Origin of the sequence: Synechococcus sp. 63AY4M2, assembly GCF_002760475.1 — a bacterium.
Lineage (GTDB): Bacteria > Cyanobacteriota > Cyanobacteriia > Thermostichales > Thermostichaceae > Thermostichus.
This window is the reverse complement of record NZ_AXUX01000001.1, coordinates 83,804-105,855: the sequence shown is the minus strand read 5'-3', so window position 1 is coordinate 105,855 and position 22,052 is coordinate 83,804. Positions and strand designations below refer to the sequence as shown.

At 61.9% G+C, this 22,052-nt stretch carries 22 protein-coding genes; 10 read left to right on the top strand and 12 right to left on the bottom strand.

Going from position 1 to position 22,052, the window contains the following annotated elements; genetic code table 11:
- The 3 genes from SYN63AY4M2_RS00495 to SYN63AY4M2_RS00485 all read right to left on the bottom strand — a co-directional run.
- On the bottom strand, nt 1-475 hold a 475-nt coding region (locus tag SYN63AY4M2_RS00495; protein WP_240530460.1), incomplete at its 3' end, for a fatty acid desaturase.
- A 150-nt stretch (nt 476-625) separates the two neighbouring features.
- Entirely contained in the window at nt 626-1,927 is a 1,302-nt protein-coding gene (glnT, locus tag SYN63AY4M2_RS00490; RefSeq protein WP_206336886.1) for a type III glutamate--ammonia ligase, read from the bottom strand.
- 30 nt (nt 1,928-1,957) lie between these two features.
- A complete protein-coding gene (locus SYN63AY4M2_RS00485) occupies nt 1,958-2,536 on the bottom strand; it encodes an aldo/keto reductase (RefSeq protein ID WP_240530459.1) in 579 nt (192 codons plus the stop codon).
- Between the two features lie 183 nt (nt 2,537-2,719).
- On the opposite strand from SYN63AY4M2_RS00485, the gene SYN63AY4M2_RS00480 reads away from it, so the two are divergent.
- Both SYN63AY4M2_RS00480 and SYN63AY4M2_RS00475 read left to right on the top strand, forming a co-directional pair.
- Nucleotides 2,720-3,232 carry a hypothetical protein gene (locus SYN63AY4M2_RS00480; protein ID WP_041438337.1) on the top strand — a complete coding sequence of 171 codons (513 nt, stop codon included), beginning with the start codon at nt 2,720-2,722 and terminating at the stop codon, nt 3,230-3,232.
- A gap of 51 nt (nt 3,233-3,283) precedes the next feature.
- Nucleotides 3,284-4,918 (top strand): CTP synthase, encoded by a 1,635-nt coding sequence (locus tag SYN63AY4M2_RS00475; protein ID WP_011430324.1) that lies wholly within the window; start codon nt 3,284-3,286, stop codon nt 4,916-4,918.
- A 31-nt stretch (nt 4,919-4,949) separates the two neighbouring features.
- Here the strand turns inward: SYN63AY4M2_RS00475 and SYN63AY4M2_RS14420 are convergent, their stop codons facing one another.
- The gene (locus SYN63AY4M2_RS14420; RefSeq protein WP_346426042.1) at nt 4,950-5,090 is read right to left on the bottom strand and encodes a hypothetical protein; all 141 of its coding nucleotides are present in this window, start codon (nt 5,088-5,090) and stop codon (nt 4,950-4,952) included.
- A 79-nt stretch (nt 5,091-5,169) separates the two neighbouring features.
- On the opposite strand from SYN63AY4M2_RS14420, the gene SYN63AY4M2_RS00465 reads away from it, so the two are divergent.
- From SYN63AY4M2_RS00465 to SYN63AY4M2_RS00450, 4 genes are all read left to right on the top strand, one after another.
- On the top strand, nt 5,170-5,646 hold the full coding sequence (locus tag SYN63AY4M2_RS00465) for a phosphate-starvation-inducible PsiE family protein (protein WP_011430326.1): 477 nt from the start codon (nt 5,170-5,172) through the stop codon (nt 5,644-5,646).
- Between the two features lie 220 nt (nt 5,647-5,866).
- On the top strand, nt 5,867-6,346 hold the full coding sequence (locus SYN63AY4M2_RS00460; RefSeq protein WP_011430327.1) for a peptidylprolyl isomerase: 480 nt from the start codon (nt 5,867-5,869) through the stop codon (nt 6,344-6,346).
- 110 nt (nt 6,347-6,456) lie between these two features.
- On the top strand, nt 6,457-7,728 hold the full coding sequence (gvpJ, locus tag SYN63AY4M2_RS13885) for a gas vesicle protein GvpJ (protein WP_228375199.1): 1,272 nt from the start codon (nt 6,457-6,459) through the stop codon (nt 7,726-7,728).
- A gap of 119 nt (nt 7,729-7,847) precedes the next feature.
- A complete protein-coding gene (locus SYN63AY4M2_RS00450; RefSeq protein ID WP_011430329.1) occupies nt 7,848-9,425 on the top strand; it encodes an NAD(P)H-quinone oxidoreductase subunit N in 1,578 nt (525 codons plus the stop codon).
- Nucleotides 9,426-9,591: 166 nt separating this feature from the next.
- On the opposite strand, the gene SYN63AY4M2_RS00445 is transcribed toward SYN63AY4M2_RS00450, so the two are convergent.
- The 6 genes from SYN63AY4M2_RS00445 to SYN63AY4M2_RS00420 all read right to left on the bottom strand — a co-directional run bounded on the left by SYN63AY4M2_RS00445 (nt 9,592) and on the right by SYN63AY4M2_RS00420 (nt 13,736).
- Nucleotides 9,592-10,161: a photosystem I assembly protein Ycf4 gene (locus tag SYN63AY4M2_RS00445; protein ID WP_099812104.1), complete on the bottom strand. Its 570-nt coding sequence runs from the start codon at nt 10,159-10,161 to the stop codon at nt 9,592-9,594.
- Nucleotides 10,162-10,381: 220 nt separating this feature from the next.
- Entirely contained in the window at nt 10,382-11,503 is a 1,122-nt protein-coding gene (locus tag SYN63AY4M2_RS00440; RefSeq protein WP_011430331.1) for an S-layer homology domain-containing protein, read from the bottom strand.
- The gene (locus tag SYN63AY4M2_RS00435; RefSeq protein ID WP_011430332.1) at nt 11,491-11,805 is read right to left on the bottom strand and encodes a DUF3181 family protein; all 315 of its coding nucleotides are present in this window, start codon (nt 11,803-11,805) and stop codon (nt 11,491-11,493) included. Before SYN63AY4M2_RS00435 ends, SYN63AY4M2_RS00440 begins: the two co-directional genes overlap by 13 nt.
- A gap of 51 nt (nt 11,806-11,856) precedes the next feature.
- Complete coding sequence (locus SYN63AY4M2_RS00430; RefSeq protein ID WP_228375200.1) at nt 11,857-12,444, bottom strand: hypothetical protein; 588 nt, start codon at nt 12,442-12,444, stop codon at nt 11,857-11,859.
- Between the two features lie 66 nt (nt 12,445-12,510).
- Nucleotides 12,511-13,077, bottom strand: a complete 567-nt coding sequence (locus SYN63AY4M2_RS00425; protein ID WP_071813516.1) for a zf-HC2 domain-containing protein — start codon at nt 13,075-13,077, stop codon at nt 12,511-12,513.
- Nucleotides 13,074-13,736 carry a sigma-70 family RNA polymerase sigma factor gene (locus SYN63AY4M2_RS00420; protein WP_011430335.1) on the bottom strand — a complete coding sequence of 221 codons (663 nt, stop codon included), beginning with the start codon at nt 13,734-13,736 and terminating at the stop codon, nt 13,074-13,076. Before SYN63AY4M2_RS00420 ends, SYN63AY4M2_RS00425 begins: the two co-directional genes overlap by 4 nt.
- Nucleotides 13,737-14,004: 268 nt before the next feature.
- On the opposite strand from SYN63AY4M2_RS00420, the gene SYN63AY4M2_RS00415 reads away from it, so the two are divergent.
- The 4 genes from SYN63AY4M2_RS00415 (at nt 14,005) to SYN63AY4M2_RS00400 (ending at nt 18,367) form a co-directional block, all read left to right on the top strand.
- Complete coding sequence (locus SYN63AY4M2_RS00415; RefSeq protein ID WP_099812102.1) at nt 14,005-14,730, top strand: Crp/Fnr family transcriptional regulator; 726 nt, start codon at nt 14,005-14,007, stop codon at nt 14,728-14,730.
- A 29-nt stretch (nt 14,731-14,759) separates the two neighbouring features.
- Nucleotides 14,760-15,254, top strand: coding sequence for a DUF427 domain-containing protein (locus SYN63AY4M2_RS00410; protein WP_011430337.1), 495 nt, complete (start codon nt 14,760-14,762; stop codon nt 15,252-15,254).
- 65 nt (nt 15,255-15,319) lie between these two features.
- Nucleotides 15,320-17,341, top strand: a complete 2,022-nt coding sequence (locus tag SYN63AY4M2_RS00405; protein WP_228375202.1) for an SH3 domain-containing protein — start codon at nt 15,320-15,322, stop codon at nt 17,339-17,341.
- 63 nt (nt 17,342-17,404) lie between these two features.
- Nucleotides 17,405-18,367 (top strand): CbiQ family ECF transporter T component, encoded by a 963-nt coding sequence (locus tag SYN63AY4M2_RS00400; RefSeq protein WP_011430339.1) that lies wholly within the window; start codon nt 17,405-17,407, stop codon nt 18,365-18,367.
- On the opposite strand, the gene SYN63AY4M2_RS00395 is transcribed toward SYN63AY4M2_RS00400, so the two are convergent.
- Together SYN63AY4M2_RS00395 and SYN63AY4M2_RS00390 are read right to left on the bottom strand one after the other, a co-directional pair.
- Entirely contained in the window at nt 18,305-21,232 is a 2,928-nt protein-coding gene (locus SYN63AY4M2_RS00395) for a GAF domain-containing protein (RefSeq protein ID WP_011430340.1), read from the bottom strand. The two genes, SYN63AY4M2_RS00400 and SYN63AY4M2_RS00395, sit on opposite strands and share 63 nt — an antisense overlap.
- Nucleotides 21,233-21,388: 156 nt before the next feature.
- Nucleotides 21,389-22,009 (bottom strand): NADPH-dependent FMN reductase, encoded by a 621-nt coding sequence (locus SYN63AY4M2_RS00390; protein WP_240527366.1) that lies wholly within the window; start codon nt 22,007-22,009, stop codon nt 21,389-21,391.
- Between the last annotated feature and the right edge of the window lie 43 nt (nt 22,010-22,052).

The following is a 22,052-nucleotide window of genomic DNA, read 5'->3' as shown; positions in this document are numbered from 1 at the left end:
CCGCTTCGGGAACGTAAGGGTATCGCTGCAGTTGTCCTGTCGCCAGGTAAAAGTACGTCTTGAGCTTGCCGATCCACCAGGGAATACCACTGAGTTCCAGCAGATACTGCCGCCAATTCTGGGGCTTGCCATCCTCTAGCTCCGGGTCCTTGCCGGGAATTTGCGTGTAGCGATGATGCCACGTGTGGTAGTAGCGGTAAAAGGTACTGTTATAAAACGACAGCAACCCTGCAAACCAAGCAACACCGTCGTTGATTTTGGGGCTGGCAAAAGCCGTGCGATGGACGCATTCGTGCAACGCCGCAAACATGGTCGCCAAACTGGTTCCGTAAACCACCAACGCAGGCAGGGCAACCCACCAGCGCCATCCCATCTGGGTCCACCACAGACTCCCACTGACCCCCATAACTGCTAGGTGCATCAGTAATTGCACCCATCCCGCCCGGTCGGAGCGCACATGGAGTTGCTTGAGCACTTCTGCTGGAATCAGACGGTGGGGATCACATGGCCACGCTTCCACAGTACGATTGGCTGACATACCCGCCATAAAAGCCCCTTGGAGTCAACATATTCCCCGGTAATTTTAGACAAACATTGCCGTTGCCATCGTATCCTAGGCAACCCTTTAGCAGTCCAGGGTTGTTTCTCGTTCCCAGGGAGTAATCTGGCGGCTGTACTCCTGCCATTGCTGTTTTTTCAACTTCACGTAAGCATCAACGAAAGCATCCCCCAAAGCCGCCCGAAACATGGCACTGCGATCCAAATGTTCCAGCGCTTCTATTAGGGACGTAGGCAGAGTCGGCAATCCGGGAATCGGGTCGGTGTAGGTATTGTTGTCGCAACGAGTACCAGGGTGACGCTGGTGACAAATCCCATCCAGCCCCGCTGCAATCAGACCCGCCGCCAGGAGATAGGGGTTAGCCGCACCATCAGCCAAACGCAACTCAAACCGACCCGGCTCAGGGATGCGAATCAGGTGGGTGCGGTTGTTGCCGCTGTAGCTAATCGTGGCAGGTGCCCAGGTGGCCCCCGAAGCCGTAGGCGGCGCATGGAGACGGCGATAGGAATTCACCGTCGGGTTGGTCAGGGCACACAACGCCGGAGCATGGTACAGCACCCCGCCGATAAAGTAATACGCCAGCGACGAGAGACCCAGTTCCCCTTTGGCATCGGCAAACAAATTGGTTGTCCCGGTCACATCCCAAACCGACAGATGGGTATGGCAACCATTGCCCGTCAGATGGGGAAATGGCTTGGGCATGAACGTCGCCCGATAGCCGTGCCGTTCCGCAATGCTTTTCACCATGTATTTGAAAAAGGCATGACGGTCGGCGGTAACCAGCGCATCGTCAAATAACCAATTCATTTCAAACTGCCCGTTAGCATCCTCGTGGTCGCTCTGGTAGGGATGCCAACCCAGCTTTTGCATCCCATCGCAGATACCCCGAATCACCGCAAAACGACGCATCAGGCTTTGCTGGTCGTAGCACGGCTTGGCTTGGCAATCCTGCCCATCGGAAATGGCCCACTCCGTAGGGGATAGGAGCATAAACTCACATTCCACCCCCGTCTTGACCCGGAAACCCAGGCGTTCTGCCTGCGCCAACACCTTTTTCAGCACCCAGCGTGGCGTTTGTTCCAAAGGCTCCCCGTTGGCCTGAATCAAATCCGCAGGCATCCACCCCACCTCTGGTTGCCAAGGTAATTGGAATAGGCGCTGGCGATCCGGCTGGGCAAACACATCCGCATCCGCAGGGGTCAAATCCAACCACGTAGCAAATCCCGCAAAACCTGCCTGCCCATCGGCCATGCGGTCAATTGCTGAAGCAGGCACCAACTTGGAGCGCTGCGTGCCAAACAAATCCGTAAATGAGATCAGGAAATAATCAATACCCTGGCTGCGGGCAAGTTCTGAAAGTACCGGCATCATTAGAATTACTAGGGTTATCGAGTCAGTTTAGGCACTCAACCCCGGCAAAAGTGTCATCTCAGATACGAAAGTCCCAACTATCGTGATCAGGGAGAATACAGCCACCTGGCGGAAGCGCTCCATCTGCTCTGGAGAAAAGTTGCTCACCCCAATGGCGCGGATCTTGCCCTGCTGCAGCAAGCGGCCGAAAAAGGCAGCCGTCTCCTCCAGGGGCTCCAAGGGATCCGGCCAATGCACCTGGTAGATGTCGATCACGTCGGTTTGCAGGCGGCGAAGGGAGTTTTCCAGATCCTGAGCTAGCCAACTTAGGCTGCAGTTGCGCACCACCTTGCTGTTAGTCCACTGCAGGCCGGCCTTGGTGGCGATCGCCACTCGATCCCGGCAGCCGGCATCCCGGATGGCCCGTCCCAAAAGCTCTTCCGAAAGGCCGCGGCCGTAGGCCGGAGCCGTGTCAAAGAGGGTAATCCCTAGGTCAATGGCCTTGCGGAGGGTGGCATACGCTTCCTGGGGATCCGCTGGCCCCCACCAATCCCCGGTCATGCTCCAGGTGCCCAACCCCACGCGGCTCAGCCGGAGCCCCGTCTTGGCAAGTGTAACAAACTCCATGGCAACTTCTGCAAAGGATCCCGTTTCAGGATGCTAACAGGCGCCAGGGGAGGACAAAGCCGGTTGCGCAGACAACCCACGTGCCTAGCTGCTGGTGGAAAAAGAGTCCGGGCTTTTGCCTCTACTTTCCTAACTAGAGGCTCAGTAGAGTGGGGATTGAAAAATTCACATCGGCATGGCTCTATGAAGTCCATTTTCCGTCTCTGCCTGGGCGGCGTTGTAATCTGGGGATTCCTGCCTTCTGCCCAGGCGCAGGTGGTCACCCCCCTTTTTCCAGAACCTGCCAGAACCCCGATTCCAGTCGAGCCGCTGCCCCCTAGCCAGGATATTCCCACTCTGCCGATTGTGCCAGATCCGCGGCCTGTGCCGCCCACACCCCCCCGGCCAAGGCCGCTGCCGACGGGGACTTTTGAGGAAATCAGCCGCTACTTCCGCGATCTCAACCGGGCCAAGAACTTGGCCCGCCAAGCGGCTGAAATTGCCAACGGGGGCTTGCAGCGCTACCGCGCCGAAGCTGCCATGCACGGGGCGGCCATCGACGCGCCCTTTGAAGAGTTGGAAGATGCCTGGATCTTCACCTTCCGCGGCGGCGAGCCCGGCTTCGTCCAGCCCAGCATCGAAACCCAGGTGCGGGTGGATCGGCGCACCTTCCAGACCACCATCCTCTACAACGGCCCCATCCGCTCTCGGCCCTAAGGAAGCCCTGGGATCCCTGGCATAATCAGAAGAGGGCAAGGGATCGGGGGTATGGCCAAGTTTGTCTTCATCACCGGCGGAGTCGTCTCCAGCATTGGCAAGGGGATCGTGGCAGCCAGCTTGGGGCGTCTGCTCAAGTCCCGCAACTACACCGTGTCGATTTTGAAGCTGGATCCCTACATCAATGTGGATCCCGGCACGATGAGCCCCTACCAGCATGGGGAGGTGTTTGTTACCGACGATGGCGCCGAGACAGACTTGGACTTGGGCCACTACGAGCGCTTCACCGACACCAACATGTCCAAGCTCAACAACGTCACCACCGGCGCCATCTACCAGGCGGTGATCTACAAAGAGCGGCGGGGGGATTACCAAGGCAGCACGGTGCAGGTGATCCCCCATGTTACCCAGGAGATCAAAGAGCGCATCCGGCGGGTGGCCCGCGAGACCAACCCCGACGTGGTGCTGGTGGAGGTGGGGGGCACGGTGGGGGATATCGAGTCTTTGCCCTTCTTGGAAGCCATCCGCCAGTTCCGCAAGGACGTGGGCCGCGCCAACGTGGCCTATGTGCATGTCACCCTGGTGCCTCTCATCAAGGCGGCGGGGGAAATGAAAACCAAGCCCACTCAGCACTCAGTCAAGGAGCTGCGCTCGATTGGGATTCAGCCAGATGTGTTGGTGTGCCGCTGCGAGCAGCCCTTGCCCCGCAGCATCAAGGAGAAGATCTCCGAGTTTTGCGACGTGCCGGTGGAATGTGTTATCCAGGCCCAGGATGCCCCCAGCATCTACGATGTGCCCTTGGTGCTGGAGCAGGAAGGGTTGGCGCAGCGGGTTTTGCAGATCCTCAACCTGGAGCCGCAGCAGCCGGATCTGCGCGAGTGGGAGCTCCTGGTGCAGCGGCTGCACCACCCTCAAGAGCAAGTGGAGATCGCCATTGTCGGCAAATACGTGCGCCTTACCGACGCCTACCTCTCGGTAGCGGAAGCCCTGCGCCATGCGGGCCTGGCTCTCAATGCCGGCGTTACTTTGCGCTGGATCTCTTCTGAGGAAGTCGAGGAGCGGGGGCCAGAAGCCCTGCTGGCCGATGTAGACGGCGTGGTGGTGCCGGGTGGGTTTGGCAGCCGCGGCATCGAGGGCAAGGTGGCCACCATTCGCTACGTGCGCGAGCGGGGCATTCCCTTTCTGGGGCTGTGCCTGGGCATGCAGTGTGCGGTGATCGACTGGGGATGCAACATTGCCGGCCTGGAGCGGGCCAACAGCTATGAGTTCGATCCCGACACCCCCCACCCCGTCATCAGCCTGTTGCCAGAGCAAAAAGATGTGGAACATTTGGGGGGAACCCTACGCCTGGGCCTCTACCCCTGCCGCATTCTGCCCGACACCCTGGCGGCCAAGCTCTACGGTGAGTCAATTGTCTATGAGCGCCACCGCCATCGCTATGAGTTCAACAACGCCTACCGCAGCCTATTCCTCGAGTCCGGCTACGTGATTAGTGGTGTCTCGCCCGATAACCGCCTGGTGGAAATTATCGAGCTGCCCAGCCACCCCTTTTTCATCGCCACCCAATTCCATCCCGAGTTTCGCTCCCGCCCCAACCGTCCCCATCCCCTCTTTTTGGGGCTGATCGAGGCTGCTTTGCGCAGCCGTTCCCGGCCGCAAGCCCTGCAGTTGCAGAACACAGGCTAGGGCATTGGGGTTAATTCAAGAGTTGTCGTTTCTAGCGCGCTATGCCCCGCCACCGAAAAAAGTCGGATTTGCCCAGCAAAATCTGTCTCACCTGCGGCAGGCCCTTCACCTGGCGCAAGAAGTGGGCCGACTGTTGGTCAGAGGTGAAATACTGTTCTGAACGGTGTCGCAACCGTCGCCCCAAGGGATCTCTTCCAGCTAACGGTTAGGGCAGATAATGGGATCCCGGACGCAGGGGGGAAGGGTTGTCGATGCGGTTTCTCAAGTGGCTGTTGCACAATCCTCACGAAACCGAAGAGGAGGATCCCTTTTTGCGGGCCATCACCCGCATCGAAAGCCTGATCTCGAAGCTGCTTTCCATCTTGATGATCGGCCTGATTGTGGTGGCCGTGGTGGATTTGGCCCGCTTCCTGGTGGCCGATCTGCTGCGGGAGCCAACCGGGTTTTTCTCCACTACTTTGATCGAGATTTTCGGCCTTTTTTTGAATATCCTGATCGCGCTGGAGATTCTGGAGAACATTACCGCCTACTTGCAAAAGCAGGTGGTGCAGGTGGAGCTGGTGATTGTTACCTCTTTGATCGCGGTGGCGCGCAAGATCATTATTTTTGATTTTGAGAAGCTGGGGGGTCTAGATCTCATTGGGCTGGCAGCGGCAACGCTAGCCCTCTCCGTTAGCTACTGGCTGGTGCGGCGGGCCAAACCCCCATTCCGGTCGGGGGATGAGTAAGGCCGGACGGATCCTGGTAGGATAGGGGCGGAGCTTTCTGGCAAGAAACGTGCGCGTGCCCTCTGGCATCACCCACCTGTTCAAGCTGGCTTTGCTGGCAGTGCTGCTTTGGGTGGGATCCGGCGTTGTTTCGGCTCTGGCCCGCCCGCATTCTTCTTACGATTTGCTCCTGGCACAACAGTTGGGCAAAACCGTGAAAACCTACAACAGTCCTCCCCCCATGGTGATCGACCCGGCCAAGTCCTACACGGCCACGCTGGAGACCACCGCCGGCACGATGGTTTTGGAGCTGTTCCCGCAGGAAGCTCCCCTTGCCGTCAACAATTTTGTCTTTTTGGCCCGGGATCACTTCTACGATGGCGTCATCTTTCACCGTGTCATTCGGGGCTTCATGATTCAGGGCGGGGATCCCACCGGCACGGGGCGAGGCGGGCCGGGGTACCGCTTTCCCGATGAGCCGGTGCAGCGCCCCTACACGCGAGGAACCTTGGCCATGGCCAATGCCGGCCCCAACACCAACGGCAGCCAGTTTTTTATCATGCATGCCGACTATCCCCTGCCGCCCAACTACACCATCTTTGGGCAACTAATCGAGGGGGAGGACGTGTTGGATAAAATTGCTACTGCACCCACCGGCCCGCAGGATCGTCCCCTCAAGCCGGTGGAGATCAAGTCTGTTCGCATCTCGGAATCGAACTAGGTTGGGCCAATCCGGCAAAACAGTTTGGTTAAATTAACTTGGCCTCTGGCCCCATTTTTGCAACTTGCTCTATGGGGGACTCAGGTATGGAGTTCGCTAGGCCCCGGCGAATGTCCCCCCGCATTTTGGCTCTGGATTTTGATGGTGTGCTCTGCGACGGGCGGGCGGAGTATTTTGCCTCTTCCTGTCGGGTCTGCGCCCAGGTGTGGGGCCTTGCTCCTGCCCAGTTGGAGTCGTTGCGCCCTGCCTTCGACCGCCTGCGCCCGCTGATCGAGACCGGCTGGGAGATGCCCCTGCTGCTGTGGGGGCTGCAGCAAGGGATCCCCGAAGACGCTTTGCGCCAAGACTGGCCCGGCTGGCGGCAGCGGTTGTTGCAGGGAGCGGGGATCTCCGAGCAGGCTTTAGCCCAAAGGCTGGATGAGGTGCGGGATCGCTGGATCGAAGAAGATCTGCAGGGCTGGCTGGGGCTGCACCGCTTTTATCCGGGAGTGGCGGCTTGGATGCGCCAGATCCAGGCTGCTGGCGAGCCCCGCCTGGCCATTCTCAGCACCAAGGAGGGGCGGTTTATCCAGCAGCTTTTGCTCCGCGAAGGGATCCAGCTGCCGCGCCACCGTATCCTGGGCAAGGAGGTGCGCGCCCCCAAGGCCACCACCCTCCGGCGGCTGCTAGCAGCGACCCAGGTAGCGCCTGAGGAACTCTGGTTTGTCGAGGATCGCCTGCAGACGCTGCGCCAGGTGCAAAGGGTGCCGGACCTGGAGCAGGTGCTCTTGTTTTTGGCTGCCTGGGGCTACAACCTGCCCGAAGAGCGGCAAGAGGCGGCGCGGGATCCCCACCTCCATTTGCTTAGCCTGGAACAGCTCTTCCAGCCCTTTGAGCAGTGGTTGGCTGCTCCTTCCCCCCGCCTTGCTATCAGCCCGGCCAGCCCGGAAGACTTGAGCCGGGCCCGGCTCACCCCTGGCCGGAAACGCCCGGAAGCCGGTTTGGCCTCGCTGGTGCTGACCTTGGTGGAGCTGCTGCGGCAGTTGATGGAAGCGCAAGTGGTGCGACAGATGGAGGCCAACCGCCTTTCTGCCGAGCAAATCGAGCGGGCCGGCAGCAGCCTCCAGGCCCTGCGGCAGCAAATTCGGCAACTCTGCGCCCTGCTGGAGATCGACCCGGCAGAGCTCAACCTAGATCTGGGGGATCTGGGCTCTCTCTTGCCCCGCCAGGGGGACTACTACCCCGGCCAACCCCACGGCGAGGGATCCCTGCTGGAACTGTTGGATCGGCTGATCAACACCGGGATCGTCATCGACGGCGAGATCGACCTGGGCTTGGCCGACTTAAGCCTCATCCACGCTCGCCTACGATTGGTGCTCACCTCCAGCGCCAAGCTTTCTTGAAACCAGGAAGTGTCGATGGAGACAATTGGGAGAAGAAATGCCAGAAGCAAGCTAGGGAGGCCGGAAATCGCGGTATGCTGGCTTTGGATCCCGTTAATCTCTCTTCATAGTCTTCCCCTATGGATGTCTTCGCCCCAACCGGAAACCTGCATGCCGGCGCCATTTGGCCGGAGGTGGTGGTTACCCTCACGCTGTTGATCGTCCTGGTGGTGGATTTGGTGGGTGGGTCGGCGGCGCGCAAAAGTCTTCCGGCCCTCTCCCTCTTTGGTTTGCTTGGGGCCTTGGTGACCTTGGTGTTGCAATGGCAGCAGCCCCAGTTGGAGAGCTTCTTGGGCAGCTTTGCCGCGGATCCGGTGAGCATTCTCTTCCGCGGCCTGGTGGTGGCGACGGCAGCCCTGACGGTGATGATGGCGGAGCGCTACTTCCTCCAGGCAGGCGCGCCCACGGGCGAGTTCTATGTGCTGCTCCTCACGGCCACCTTGGGGGGCATGTTCCTCGCCGGGGCGACGGATCTCATCATGGTGTTCGTCTCCTTGGAAACGCTGGGCATCGCCAGCTACCTGATGGCCGGCTACACCAAGCGGGATCCGCGTTCTTCCGAGGCGGCCCTGAAGTATCTGTTGACGGGGGCCAGCAGCACCGCTATCTTCCTCTACGGCATGTCGCTGCTTTATGGCCTGTCGGGGGGGCAGACCCAGTTGGCGGCTATTGCGCCCTACCTGGCCAATGCCGGGCTGGTGGGGATCCTCGCTTTGGTGTTCTGCCTGGGCGGCATTGGCTTTAAGCTGGCGGCGGTGCCTTTCCACCAGTGGACTCCTGATGTCTATGAGGGATCCCCAACGCCGGTGGTGGCCTTCTTGTCGGTGGGATCCAAGGCGGCAGGCTTTGCCCTGGCCATTCGCTTTTTGGCCACCGTCTTTCCGGCGATGACAGAAGAGTGGCGGGCGGTGCTCTCGGTGCTGGCCATTTTGACCATGGTGCTGGGGAATGTGGTGGCGATTGCCCAAACCCGCCTCAAACGACTGCTGGCCTATTCTTCTATTGGGCAGGCGGGCTTTGTCTTGATCGGTTTGGTGGCGGGCACCGAAGCGGGCTATGCCAGCTTGATTTTTTACCTGATGGTCTATTTGGCCATGAACCTAGGGGCTTTTCTGTGTGTCACCCTCTTCAGCCTCAAGACTGGCACCGACGAAATCAACGAGTACAGCGGCCTCTATCAGAAGGATCCCTTTCTCACCCTTTGCCTGAGCATTTGTCTGCTCTCCCTGGGCGGGTTGCCGCCGCTGGCCGGCTTTTTCGGCAAGCTCTATCTCTTCTGGGCCGGCTGGCAGGCAGGAGAATACACGCTGGTGCTGGTGGGCCTGGTGACTAGCGTCATCTCCATCTACTACTACGTGCGGGTGGTGAAAACCATGGTGGTAAAAGAGCCGCAGGAGATGTCGCTTTCGGTGCAAAACTACCCCCCAACCGACTGGCAGGCCGAGGGCATGCCGGCTTTGCGGGTGGGCATGGTGGTGACGCTGGTGGCCACCATCTTCGCTGGCATCCTCTCCAATCCTCTATTTACCCTCTCCACTCAGGCGGTGGAGCAAAGCCCGTTTTTGGGGTTCCCGACAGCCCAGGCTTTTGCTCCAGGGTCGGCCAGCCCTTCTCTGGCCGTTGCAGGATCTGCAGCTTTGCCTAGCCGCGGTTCCTAGACCTTCCTCAAGGGCGCCGCAAGGCACGGGTCCCTTACCCCCAGCCCTTCTCCCTTCGGAAGGGGAAATTTACTGGGACAATTGACCCGATGTTGTTGAGACGGTTTCTGGGCTATCTCAATTCCTGGGATCCCTGACCAGCAGCCGTCCACAACCAAACAGAATCTCAAATACCTTCTAGGCTGACATTGAGAAAGCGGGCGATCTCAGCGGCTTGGTTTTCGATCTCGGCCAGGGGAGGGGGCTGGCCGACGCCGGTGAGGGGGATGTCGCCGCGTCCTTTTATGCGCAAGTAGATGGCGCGGCGAGGGTTGAAGCCCTCTCGCAGCTCCACCCGCAGGCTTTGCACCTCGGCAAAGTCGTATTCTAGGCGCACCTCGCGGTTTTTGCCCGGAAAGCCCTGCCGCACCAGGGTTATCTTCTGGGTGCGGCGGTCGAACTCGTTGTAGCCGCCCCCCAGGTTCCAGTACAGGCTCAGCCATTGATACAGCCCCGCCAGGGATCCGAGCACGCCGTAGAAGAGCATGGCAATGCCCTGGGGAATGAACACCAGGCTGGCGGGATCGGAAAAGGGGAGCAAGTTGCGGTGGAAATAGCTGGAAAGACCCGCCAGGGTAAAGCCCAGCCCACCCCCTGTCAGCGCCACCGCCCAAAAGTAGACGCTGGGCCGCCGCGACCCGATTACGGTGTAGCGCAGCAGGTCTTCCGAGCGAATTTCGGGAACAGTCGCAGACACAGACGGGATCCCTGTCGATTTTCCAAGTTGGCTTCTCCCATTTTATAGGCGGGGAGGAGCTTGCCCTGTGGAGCAGCAAGAGAGTTAGCATTTTTCCGCCGCCAACAACAAGAGCAGCCAGGGGGTTGGTCCTTTTGCAATCCAGCCTCAGGGGGGCGAAGCAGGAGAGGGGGTTAAGCGCTGCGGCCCTCTCCGCTTCTACGCTGGGATCGCCCTCAATTTAGGGCTGAGGCTCGCGCGGCGTCACAATTTCCCCTGCCCCTGGGGTGACGGCTGGAGGTTTAGAGTTGCCAGTGGCGCTGGGAGAGGGGTCGCCCTCAGGGGTGGGAGGAGGGGAAGGGGTCTGGTCTGGCTCGGCAACAGGAGGAGAAGGCTCAGGGTCGGGGGGCTCGGCTGCGGGAGTTGGGGTTGGCAAGGCAGCTTCCTGAGCCGTTCGCTCCCCAAAGGCCGAAAGGGCAATCGCCGCTTCCCCGCGGCTGACCGGCTCAAAGGGGTTAAACGTGCGGATGGGGCCGAAGGTGCGCAACACCGTGGAGGCATTCTCCAGGCTGCGATCCGCCACCAGGGGGGCAACGGCCTCGTCGGGGATCTGGGCCGCATCGGTAAAGCCCCAACGCTCCTCCAGCTCTGCTCGGGATCCCTTGATCTGGCCGGGCGGCAAATCCAGAGGTGCCTTCATGCGGATCAGCTCTGCCCGCGACAGCAGGCTGTTGGGGCGGAACTCGCGGTTGGCATCGCCGACCACCAGGCCGGCAGCTCCCAGGGCCTGGATGTAGCGAAAGTTGGGATCCTCCTCCGGCACATCCAAAAACAAGGGGCGCTCGCCAGCGGATCCCAAACGGATTTGGCGGCTGGGCTGGTCGGCGTGAATGACGTTGTTGGCCAGCACCAACCAGCGGGCAAATTCGCCGCGACGAACGCTACGCTGCGGCTGAAACTCACTGCCAACAATATCGGCAAAGACACCCAGCCGATCCAGATCAGAGACAGCACGGGCCACCAGGGATCCGGGCTCCAGATCCGTGAAACGGCTGCTGACCTGGCTGGGCGGGGGCGTGAAGGAAGCAGGGGGGGTGGCAGGAGCAGAGGGGGAGCGGGATCCCGGCAGAGGCGTGGGCGTCTCCGGTCGGTCGGCGGAGAGAGGGGGAGGCAGGCCCACCGGTCGCACCGCTCTTTGCAGCCGCTCTCCCCACTCGGTTCCCTGACAGGCCGACAACAGCCCCAGCAGCAAGGCAAAACCAGCGGCCCTGAGCCAGGTGCCGGCTGGAGGCAGCGACCGCCTAGACTGCTTGAGCCGATTGAGCTGATGCTGCAATGCTTTCTCCCCCTCTACTGAGCCCATTTGCGGCTGAACTCCTCCAGCACATCCAACAAGTTCAGCAGGCTTTGCATCGGCAACAGATCCGCCAGGGGCAATTCTTTGCGCCCACCCCCCACTTTTACCGGGATCCGTTGCAAGATCTCCGTGACCGCGTCCTCATCCACCTTGCCTGCCCTCACCTGGGGGGCCAGTTGTTCTGCCAAGAGGGTGTGCAGATGGGCATCCCGCAGGTAGAGGTGCCAGCGGGCTACATCGATGTAAACTTCCTCGCCAATGGCAGCGGCCAACTGCTCGATCTCTGGGTTGCTGGGCACTTGGGCCATCGCTCAGCTCCGTCAGTGGTTGCCCTCTGCCGATCATAACTTGGGCCCACCTCAGGGAGAGCTGGCGGCAGAGCGGGCCGGTAGAGGCAGGGCGAAGTTCTCTTGCAACTGCCGCAGCAGCAACAGGTGTTCCAGCGCCAGGCGATCCCGTTCTGTGCGCAACTGGCTCAGTTGGGCCTGAATTTGACGGATATCGGCCTCGTCAGAGTCCCAGGTTTGCAACAGGCGGTAGAGGCGCTCTTGTTGGTTGGCAATCTGCCGGTTCAGGCGGGCCAAGCGGCGGCTGAACTCCCTATCCATTTCCTCGGCCAGCTCGAGGTCGGGCAGCAGAGCCAGGCGATCCCAATGGATGCCCAGGTCGGCCAAGGTGGGGAGGGGCGGATCCAACTCCTTAAGGAGGGGGAAATCGGGAAAAGGCGATAGCTCTATCTCGGGAGAGGCCGGTTGGTTTTGGGCGGGGGTGGAAGCCTGAGAGCCGGCCAGCGGTTGGGTGAGACGGGATCTGGGTGAGGGCAGGTTGGTGGGCTCCAGGGCATGGGGATAAGGACGTGAGTCCTGCGGCGCTGCGAAATGGCTGCCACTGGGGTCAGCCTGGGCCGACAAGGATCCCAGACTAACTAGCCAAAGGCAAACTGCCAAACCGCAAGCTCCGCGAACTGCTTTTTCCACCCTCCACTCCTCAATCTTTCTCAAGCCTGCTCAGAATCATTCCCAGCTCACCTCGTCGCCGAGGTTCGGCGTTGTCTCAAACAAAATTGAGTAGGCATCTTGTTTTTGCCCCGGCTCGAACAGATAGCGCTGGGCAACCCGGGCAGAGGCAGGCACGATGGCCACCCGCACCGGCGGCTCCTCTAGCGACACCAACGGCTGGGGATGCGACCAACGCCAGCCTGCCCAGCCGGCTCCCGCCAAGGCCACCCCAGCCGCTGCCACCCGTCCCCAAGGGGTGCCCCTGCACCGCCGCCAGCTCAGATCGAGCGCCGGCCTGCGGTCCAGCTCCTCGAACACGCGGCTGATCAGCAGCTCTGTTTGGCCAGGATCCAAAGTTGGGGCCTTGAGGTTGGCCAAGCCGGCCTGCAAGGCTGCCAGTTGGCTGTACAGTTGCCGCGCTTGGGGATCGCTGGCCAGCCAGTCTTCCACCTGCCGCGCCTCTTGGGGCGACAATTCCCCATCCAGGTAGGCGCTCAACTGTTCAAAGCGCTCCTCCACCAGCGGCAGTTCTGGCTGGGAGTCCTCGCGGTCGGGGTTAAGGTTGCCGCGAACCATGGTCATTCACCATCGAGGTAGGGTTTTAGGGTGGATTGTAAGCGGGCGCGGGCGCGGGCAATGCGAGACTTAACGGTGCCCAAAGACACTCCTGTGATCTCGGCAATTTCCTCGTAGGCCATCCCCTGAATTTCCCGCAGCAGGATTGTCTGGCGAAAAACCTGAGGCAGGTCGCGGACGGCTTGGTGCAATTGCTCGTAAAACTCGCAGGTGGTGAGGTGCTCATGGGGGCTAGGGCTCTCGCTGGGCAGCTCCCATTCCACCTCACTGTCCCGCATCGAAATCGGGGCATCCAAAGAAAGGGGCTGCTGCTGCCGTTTGCGCTTGCGCAGCTCGTCATAGAACAGGTTGGTGGCAATCCGCCCCAACCAACTGCGAAACTTCGCCGGCTCCTGCAGCCGCTTTAGGTGGCGGTAGGCCCGGATCCAGACTTCCTGAGCCAGGTCGTGCCGGTCAGGCCAGTCGGGGGCCAGGTGGTAGAGCACCTTGTCCACATAGGCCTGGTGACGGCGTATCAGCTCAGCGAAGGCCTCGCGGTGGGGCCGGGATCCCTGCTGGCAGAGCAGCACCAGATCCACGTCAGCGAGCTTTTCGGGCCGCACAGGCACGTCCTTCACCCAGACCGACCAGCGCTGGCCACTGATGTCGCTGAGGGCAGCATCCATAGGTACCCATAGATTATCGAAGGACAACGACGGAGGGATCCCCTCCCAAGCAGAACCTCTGTTAGCTAGACGATAATGGCGCAGTTTGAGTTCCTCCCGCTCGGCCCCCACTCCCCAAACTCAAGGCAGCTGCAAAGGTTCCAGAGGCCGCAGCGGCTACAAGCTCTCGGATTTTGGGGCAGGGGACCCGACCTAGGGCGAACACTCTGCAGGATAGCCCTTGAGCCGGCGACTGGGCTACAGTGGGCTTGCGCTAGGGTCAACCGGCATGAATTCTGATGTCTCTGCTGCCCTCCTCTCCGAGCTCAAGGCGGTGCCGACGCTGGCCCAACTCTCAGCAGCCTCTCTGCAATGGTTGGGATCCCAGGTGAAGCTGCGGGATATTGCGGCAGGACAGGCGCTCTTGATGCAGGATGCCTGGGGCAACGTCGTTTATTTGATCCTCTCTGGCTGGGCCAAGGTGCGGCGGTCTGTGGGGATTCGCACAGCAGAAGGGACACAAGACAGCGCCCAAACCCTGGCTTTGCTCGGGCCGGGCGCTTGGGTGGGGGAAATGGCGGTGCTGGACGAAGCCCCCCGCTCGCGGGATGTGCTGGCCCTGACCCCGCTGCGGGCGGCCGGGATCCCGGCGGCCACCTTCAAGGCGCTGATGCTGCAGGAGCCGCACCTGTGTTATCGCCTGGCTTGCAGCCTCTCCCGCCGCCTGCGCCTGGCCAATTTGCAGGCCGATCTGGATCGACAAAGCCCCCCGCTGCGGGTGGTGCATGCGCTGGTACAACTGGCAGAGGCCTTTGGCGAGAAAACCGAGCAGGGCGTGCGCATTGTTTACCCTCCCCTCCAGGATTTGGCCGATATCAGCCAGGTCAGCCGGGAGGTAGCGGCGGCGGTGCTGGGCCGCCTGCAACAGCAAGGGGTGATTCAGGTGTTGCCGGAGCACCAGTCTCTGCTGCTGGTGCAGTACGCCAAACTGGTAGAGGCCACCCGCCTGCTCTAGGTGCATCCGTCCTGTTTTGGAGACTGCCCATGCGCCCCCGGCCCATCCCGCCCCGGCCCGGACAAGAATCCGTCTGGGACTACCCGCGCCCGCCCCGCCTGGAGCCAACCGCCGAGCGGGTGGAAGTTTTCTTTAATGGCGAGCTCATCGCCCACAGCTGCCGCTGCTACCGCATCCTGGAAACCAGCCACCCGCCCACCTACTACATCCCCCCCGCCGATGTGCGGCTGGAGTATCTCCGCCCCAGCGCCCGCACCTCCTTCTGCGAGTTCAAAGGATCTGCCCGCTACTGGACGGTGCAAGTTGGATCCCAGGTGGCCGTGGATGCCGCCTGGAGCTATCCGGATCCCAGCCCGGAGTTTTGGCCCATCCGCGACCACCTCGCTTTTTATGCGGGCCGCGTGCAGGAGTGCCGGGTGGATGGAGAACGAGTCCGGCCCCAGCCGGGAGATTTCTACGGCGGCTGGATTACCTCCAAGGTCGTAGGCCCCTTCAAGGGGGAGCCGGGGAGCTGGGACTGGTAGGCTCTAGGCAAGAGGGGATCCCTTTTGCCGAGGAAAAGGACTACAGTTAAGTCGATAGGGGTCAGGTGTCCAAAGACGCCTTGACGCGAGCAGGAAAGCGGACAAAAGCCATGACGGTGCGGGTGCCCCTCGACTACTACCGGGTTTTGATGCTGTCACCACGGGCGGACGAGCATCAGATCGAGCAGGCCTACCGAGAGCGGCTCGATCCCAAGCCGGGCGAGCGCTCTTGGCTGCTGGGGTTTTCGCCGCAGGCCGTGGAAGCTCGCGCTCAGCTTATTCAAGAGGCAGCCTCGGTGTTGCTTAACCCAGAGGCGCGACAAAACTACGACGAACACCTGACACCGGCGGATCCCACCCTGACGGTGGAAGAGCCCCTCTTGCCAGGAGTGCTGTGTTTGTATTGCGAAGTCGGAGAGTACCAAGCGGCCTTAGATTTGGCTCAACAGATGCTGGAGCAGGGCCACCCTGCCCGTTCTGACGCCATTTTGGCGCGGGCCATCGCCCGGTTGGAGCTGGGCCGGGAAGCCTGGCAACAGGGATCCTACGAAGAGGCGGCGCGCTCTCTGCAGGCGGGCCTGGCGGAGCTGGAGGAGTATCAGGCTTTTCCGCAGCTGCAAGCAGAGCTCCGCCTTGATCTGGGCAAGCTGCGTCCCTACCGCATTTTGCAGCTCCTCAGCCTTGAGACTAGCGCCCCCGCCCAAATCGGCAAAGAGGCGCTTGCCGATCCTGTCCTGGCGCGGCAGCAAGGGCTTGCCCTCCTGAAAGCCATGCTGGACGAGCGGGGTGGCATTGAAGGAAGTGGGCAGGATGGCTCTGGCCTCAGCACAGAAGATTTCTTGCGCTTCATCCAGCGGGTGCGCCGTCACCTTACTCTCCAAGAACAGCAGGAGCTGTTTGAGCGAGAGGCCGAGCGTCCCTCGCTGGTGGCCGCCTACTTGGCCGTGCAGGTGTTGCTGGCAGCAGGCTATCTGGAAAAACGTCCGGCCTTGGTGCGGCGTGCCCGCGGCTACTTGGCCCGCCTGGCCCAGCGGCAGGATGTCCATCTGGAGCAGGCCATCTGCAGCCTGTTGCTGGGGCAGACCGAGGAGGCGCTTGACCATCTGCGCTCCAGCCAAGAAACAGAGGCCCTGCAGTTTATCGAAGAACACTCCGCCGGCTCCCCTGACCATCTGCCGGGTCTGTGCCGCTTCACAGAAAGGTGGTTTCAAGAGGAGGTGTTCCCAGAGTTTCGCGGCCTGGAAACTGCCCAAGCAACCTTGCAAGCTTACTTCGACAACCCCCAGGTTCAGGCTTACCTGGACGAGATGCCCAGTCGCGAGAGCTCGCCGGCGGGGACGCTATCTCCCCCATCTTTCCACCCCGCACCCCATTTGCCTGCTATGGTGGGTGGCCCACGCCTAACTGAGCAAACACAAGAATCGCCTCGCCCGCCCGCCCCCTTTCCGCGGGGAGGGACAGCGCCTCCTCCAGAGCCCCCGCGTATGTCCGATTTGCCCGCCTACCGGCGCGGCGAGGGGCCGGCCAAGCCCCCCTTCGAGGAAGGGATCCCACACGCCCACGAGTGGGGATCGCAGGAGGTGGAGCGTTACCGCCGCAGCCGCCTGGGATCCCGCCGTGGTCGGGGTGAGCGCCCTGCCATTCCCCTCGGCATCGGCTTGGCCGGAGTGGTCGGCGTGGGCATCCTCTCCCTGCTGGTGATCTGGCAGATGCTGAGGAGCCTGTTCACGCCGCCAGCGCCGCCGCTGGAGCAGCCCCAGGTGCAACTGGAGCAGCCGCCGGTTGCCATCGACGCTCCGGGCCAGCCAGAACCCACGCCTGAGCCTGAATTGACCGGCCCTCTGGCCGAGTGGCGGGGTGTGCGACAGGTGCGGGTGATTGCCAATGAGGGCATTAACATTCGCCAGCAGCCCAGCCTGACTGGGGCTATCGTCGGGGCCGCCCCGCGCCAAGCTTTGCTGCGGGTGGTAGAGGTGCAGGCTGGCGAAGGACAGGTGCCTGTCTGGTTGCGCGTTGAGCGAGAGGGGGCCCCAGGGGGATGGGTCGCTGCCCAATCCGGCTCAACCCGTCTGGTGGAGCGACTCTAAGCCTTTCCTGCTGCCAGCTTCCGTTCTCCTTTTGGGGGATAACCTGTCTCCCGTTTGCCTGCAGTGGATATTCTGCGCAATGCCCCGCTGGGAATCTACCTGGAAGAGCCGCGCACCTGGCTGCACCGCCTCGATCCGCGCGTGAAGCTGGCCTGGCTGCTCAGCTTTCTGCTCAGCCCAATTTTGGCTGGCAATGGCTGGCGCCTGGCCGTGGTGGCGGTTCTGTTGTTCTTGACGGTGGCAGCCCGCCTGCCGCGTCGGGTCTGGTCGGGCCAGCTCTCGCTGGTGTTAGCCCTCAGCCTGCTCACTTTTGGGATCACCAGCTTCGCTCCCGATGGGTTGGGGGTTTTCCCGCAGCCGCAGCGGCAGGACGCGCAGGTGGTGGGCTATGGGCTCATCCCCGGCTATGACGGGGGGGTGGAAGAGGGATCCCGCGCAGCAGCCAAGCGGGCCTGGCGGGAGCAAACCCGTGCCTGGCCGACTCCCTACCGCTACCGCTTGCTGCAGGTTTCCCTAGGGGAGCGAACCTTTCAGGTGTCCCGCCGTTCCCTGTCGGTGGCTTTGCGGCTGGGCACCCTCATCTTTACGCTGCTCTACGCCACCAATTTGTTTTTGCTGACCACAGCCCCAGAAGAGATCACAGAGGGGATCGGCCACCTGGTGCAGCCTCTAAAACGCTGGGGATGGCCAGTTGCGGAGGTGATCCTCACTCTCACCTTGGCGCTGCGCTTTCTGCCGCTGGTGATGGAGGAGGTGCAAAACCTGGTGCGGGCGGTGCGCACCCGCGATGTCCGCTGGGGATCCCTCAGCTTCCGGGGCGGGATCCAAACCCTGCTGGCTCTGGTGGAGCGCTTTTTTGAAAACCTGCTCCTGCGGGCAGAGCAGACAGCCATGGCCATGCAGGCGCGTGGGCTGACCGGCCCCGACCACCCCTTGCGCTGGCACCGCCTACACCTGCGGCAGCTAGATCGCGGGGCGCTGGCCCTGCTGCCCCTGTTTTGGCTGCTGAGGGCCTTGTCCCCCTGAGGCTACGGCCGGGGGACGCAGTTCCTTGCCAGCCAGCGGCAGGAGCAGCCGGGCAACGGAGCGCCCATCCCCAGAGGAATAGAAGGAGAGCTGCCCTCCCATCCGCTGCAGTAGCCGTTGGCACAGGCCAAGTTCCAGGCCGGGGCTCGCCGAGAGCGGCGATTGGAAGAGGGGATCGGCGTAGATGACCTGTTGCGGATCCCATTGCAAGGCCGTCAGCAGGTGGGGATCGAAGCTGCCCTGATCCACCACCAGCAGCTCTGCATAGCCCTCTGTGGCTTGGCTCCACAGATCCAGCCGCCCCCCCTCCGGGCTGCGCAAGGCAGCGGCCAGCAGCACTTCCCAGAGGATCATCTCCAATCGCCCGACATCGCCCTGGACGACGAGGCTGAGGTCGCCGTGGGCGCGCGGCCACAGCTTGCGTTTTTGGGTCAGGCCCTCCACTCGGCGCAGGCTTTTGCGCACCAAGGTTGCTAGGGGCACCGACAGCAACTGCGGCTGCACCTGCCACGTTTCCGTCTGCAACAGCGGCTCGGCGAAGACGGCCAGATCCCGCAGCTCCCTGCCGATTTCCACCACCTTTTGCCAGCGGGTGGCCTCATCTCCCCGGATGCCCGGCACTTGGCCAAGGCGGCGCAGGCCGTCCAGCAGGGCATTTTGCAGATCCAGCAGGCGGCGGTGCTTGTACCAATTCAACTCGCTGAGCACCTCCTGCCGCTCCTGCAAAGTTTGCACCCAAAGCAAGCGCCGCAGCGTCCAGCCACAGGTTTGGGCCATCAACGTCACAGCCGCCTGCTCCTCTGCCTCCCAGACTCTGTCCGCCTCTGCTCCCAGGATCAAAACCCCCAGGGGCTCCGGCAGCGAGGGATCCGTCTCCCCCAAGGGCACCAGCAGCCAGGATCCCAGGCCCACCGAGTTTAACCAGGCGCGGCTGGCAGCCGGGATCTGGTCTTGGGCAAGCAGGAGGGGACCCCTCGCCTGCAGCGCAGCGGCCAGCAAGGGATCCTGCCGATTGATCTCAGTGGGGCCGCTGGGGCAAAACTCGGGGGCAGCGGCAAAGGGCGGCTGCAAGCAGGCCCGGCTCTCCCCCGGCTGCCAACTGACCACCAGCGCCAAAGGGATCTGGAGGAGTTGGGCCGCCTGTTGGGCGATGGTGGCGTAGAGAGCCTCAGGGGTGGCCAGGTTTTGCAAAGTCAGACAAGTGGCGATCAGGCCGCTGAGCAAGTGCTCTTGCCGTTCCTGCCGTTGCTGAGACCGAAGTTGCCGCAGGAGCAATCCCACTTGTTGGGCAGTCCCGCGCAGCAGTTGCCGTTCTTCTCGGCTCCAAGCCCTTGGCCGCGGGTGGAGCACTAGGATCAGCCCTTCGGGGGTGGCAGTGCCGCTGGCGCCGGTATGAGTCAGCATGAGGGAGCGCACCCCCAAAGGGGCCAGTTCTTGCCGCCAGGAGAGCAGGCGCAGATCCTGGTTGTAGTTTTCCGCCGCCACCACCTCGCTGCGCAGCAGATCCTGCCAGTCTTGCTCGCTTAAGGAGCTGAACTGCGGCGGCAGAGCCTGCTTGCCCTCGCTGCGGTACTCGGAGAAGAGGCGGGGGTTCGGCCTATCGGGATCCACTGTCAGGACGGCCACCGCACTGGCTTGCAGACGCTGGCCCAGGCCGACGACGGCTTGCTGGAGAGCCTGCGGCAGCTCCGCCGGGTTGTAAAGCGAACGGCCCACCTGCTGCACAAACTCTTGCTCGTCGGCCAACTGGCGGATGCGGCGATCCAGATTTTCCAGGGGGGCGGCTAAGGCCAGCCCATTGGCGGCGGCGGCCACCAACTGGCGCTCCACAGCTTGCCAGGTGCGGGGCACATCCGATTGCACCCAAATGAACCCCAGCAGATCTTTCTCCAGCAAGATGGGGGCGGCCAAGGCCGCCTGGGCCCGCAACTGCTGCATCAGCTTGAGGGGGATCTCGGAGCGGGTCGTCCCTGTGCCGCCTACCACCACCTGGCCATCGGCGAGGGTGTAGTACATATCTCCCAACTCCCGCAGCGAAAGGCCGCCATCTCCTGGCGACGCTGCTCCTGCTTTGGCCTCTTTGGACATGGGGGCAGGAGTAGGTGGCTGGCTGGGTCTAGAGGCGCTTCCATGGGGAACAAACCGCCCCCGGCTGCGCTCGTGCCAGTACACCTGGATATGGACGGCGCCCAGGCAAGTCTGCAGCTCCTGCCTCACCAGGCTGACCCGTTCCTGCAGGGATCCCGCCTGGCATATCGCCGTTCCCAGCCTCAGGAGCGAATCCTCAAGGCGTTTTTCGCTCTGCTGCCTCCAGGCATTTTCCAGCTCCTGCAAAGAGGCGGCCAACTGGCCCAGCAAAATCCCCAGGAGCGCTTTCTCTTCCTCGCGGGTGGTAACCCCCCACATCTGGGATCCCAGCATCAGGATCCCCAGGCAGCGCCGCCGCCCTGCTGCTGAAAAGGGGTAGATGAAGCAGCCTTGGATCCCGCCCAGGCGCCTGGCTTCCCGCTGCCAAAGGCCCATGCGCGGCTCCTGGGAAAGATCGGGCACGCTGATGGGCCGCTGCTCGATCACCACCTGCTCCAAGATCTCCCCCGGCTGCAGGGGATGCACCCCTCGCAAGAGAGTTGGCTCCTCCACAAGGCTAAACCCTCCCTGACCCAGCAACTGGTGATTTTGATAGTCATAAAAGGCCAGCCAGATCAGCGGCGCCCCAAACACCGCCTTGACATACTCCAGCGTGAGCTGAATGAGGGCATTGGCATCGCTCTGCTCCCGCATCTGTTGCAAGGTTGCCTGTAGGGCAACTAGGGGAGAGATGGCCCCAGCTCCACTGGAAGAATAGGGGGAAGGAGGTTGAACCATGGCCCGACGTGGGTTATGCAGGTTTCTGCAGAGGGAAAGCGGCCGCAGCTTTCTCTTGGCCCACCTTAGCCATGCCGTTACTTGGGCGTCAGCCCCTCTCCCAGGAAAGGGGAAGCCCCTCTTGAAAATGGGGCTGCTGGGGAACCTAGGCCCTTTTCAAGGAGCTGGGAGCCGGGACCCGCGCAGTTTGGAGGTGTTGGTGACCAAGCTCTGCACAAAGCGTTGCAAGCGCTGGCGTAGGTTTTCGTCCTTGAGGTTGCCCTGCTCATCGAAGGCGCTCCAAGCCCGACCAATGGCAATCTGCTCCGGGATCGCCCAGCCATGCACCCACCGCACAATTAAACGCATCTGGTTGAGGGTATTGCTGTTGCTCTCACCGCCCAAAACGCTGATCAGCCCGAAGACCTTGCCCTCTAAGTGTTCAAAGCTCAAGAGATCGAGAGCATTCTTCAGGCTGCCGCTGATGCCGCCGTGGTACTCAGGGCTAGCCAGGATGATCCCATCGGCCCGCTTCATTGTTGCCCGCAAAACCTCCACGTCGGGATAGTCCGGGTAGGATTCCGAACCATCGGCAAAGGGCAACTTCATTTGCCGCAGGTCGAGGATGTGCAAGAGAAGCCTCAACCTCTCAAACTCGCGCCGCACCACCTCTAGCGCCTGATAAGTCAAAGAATTGGGCCGCAAGCTGCCGCCGATGGCCACGAAACAAGCTCCAGAGGCTTCAGCCATGACGGCTTGCCAATCGACAGTAGGGGCTTGCAGGGTTGAAGGAGACATAAGCCAGGCTCCTGAGCAGACATTAGTTATGCTTCAAACAATC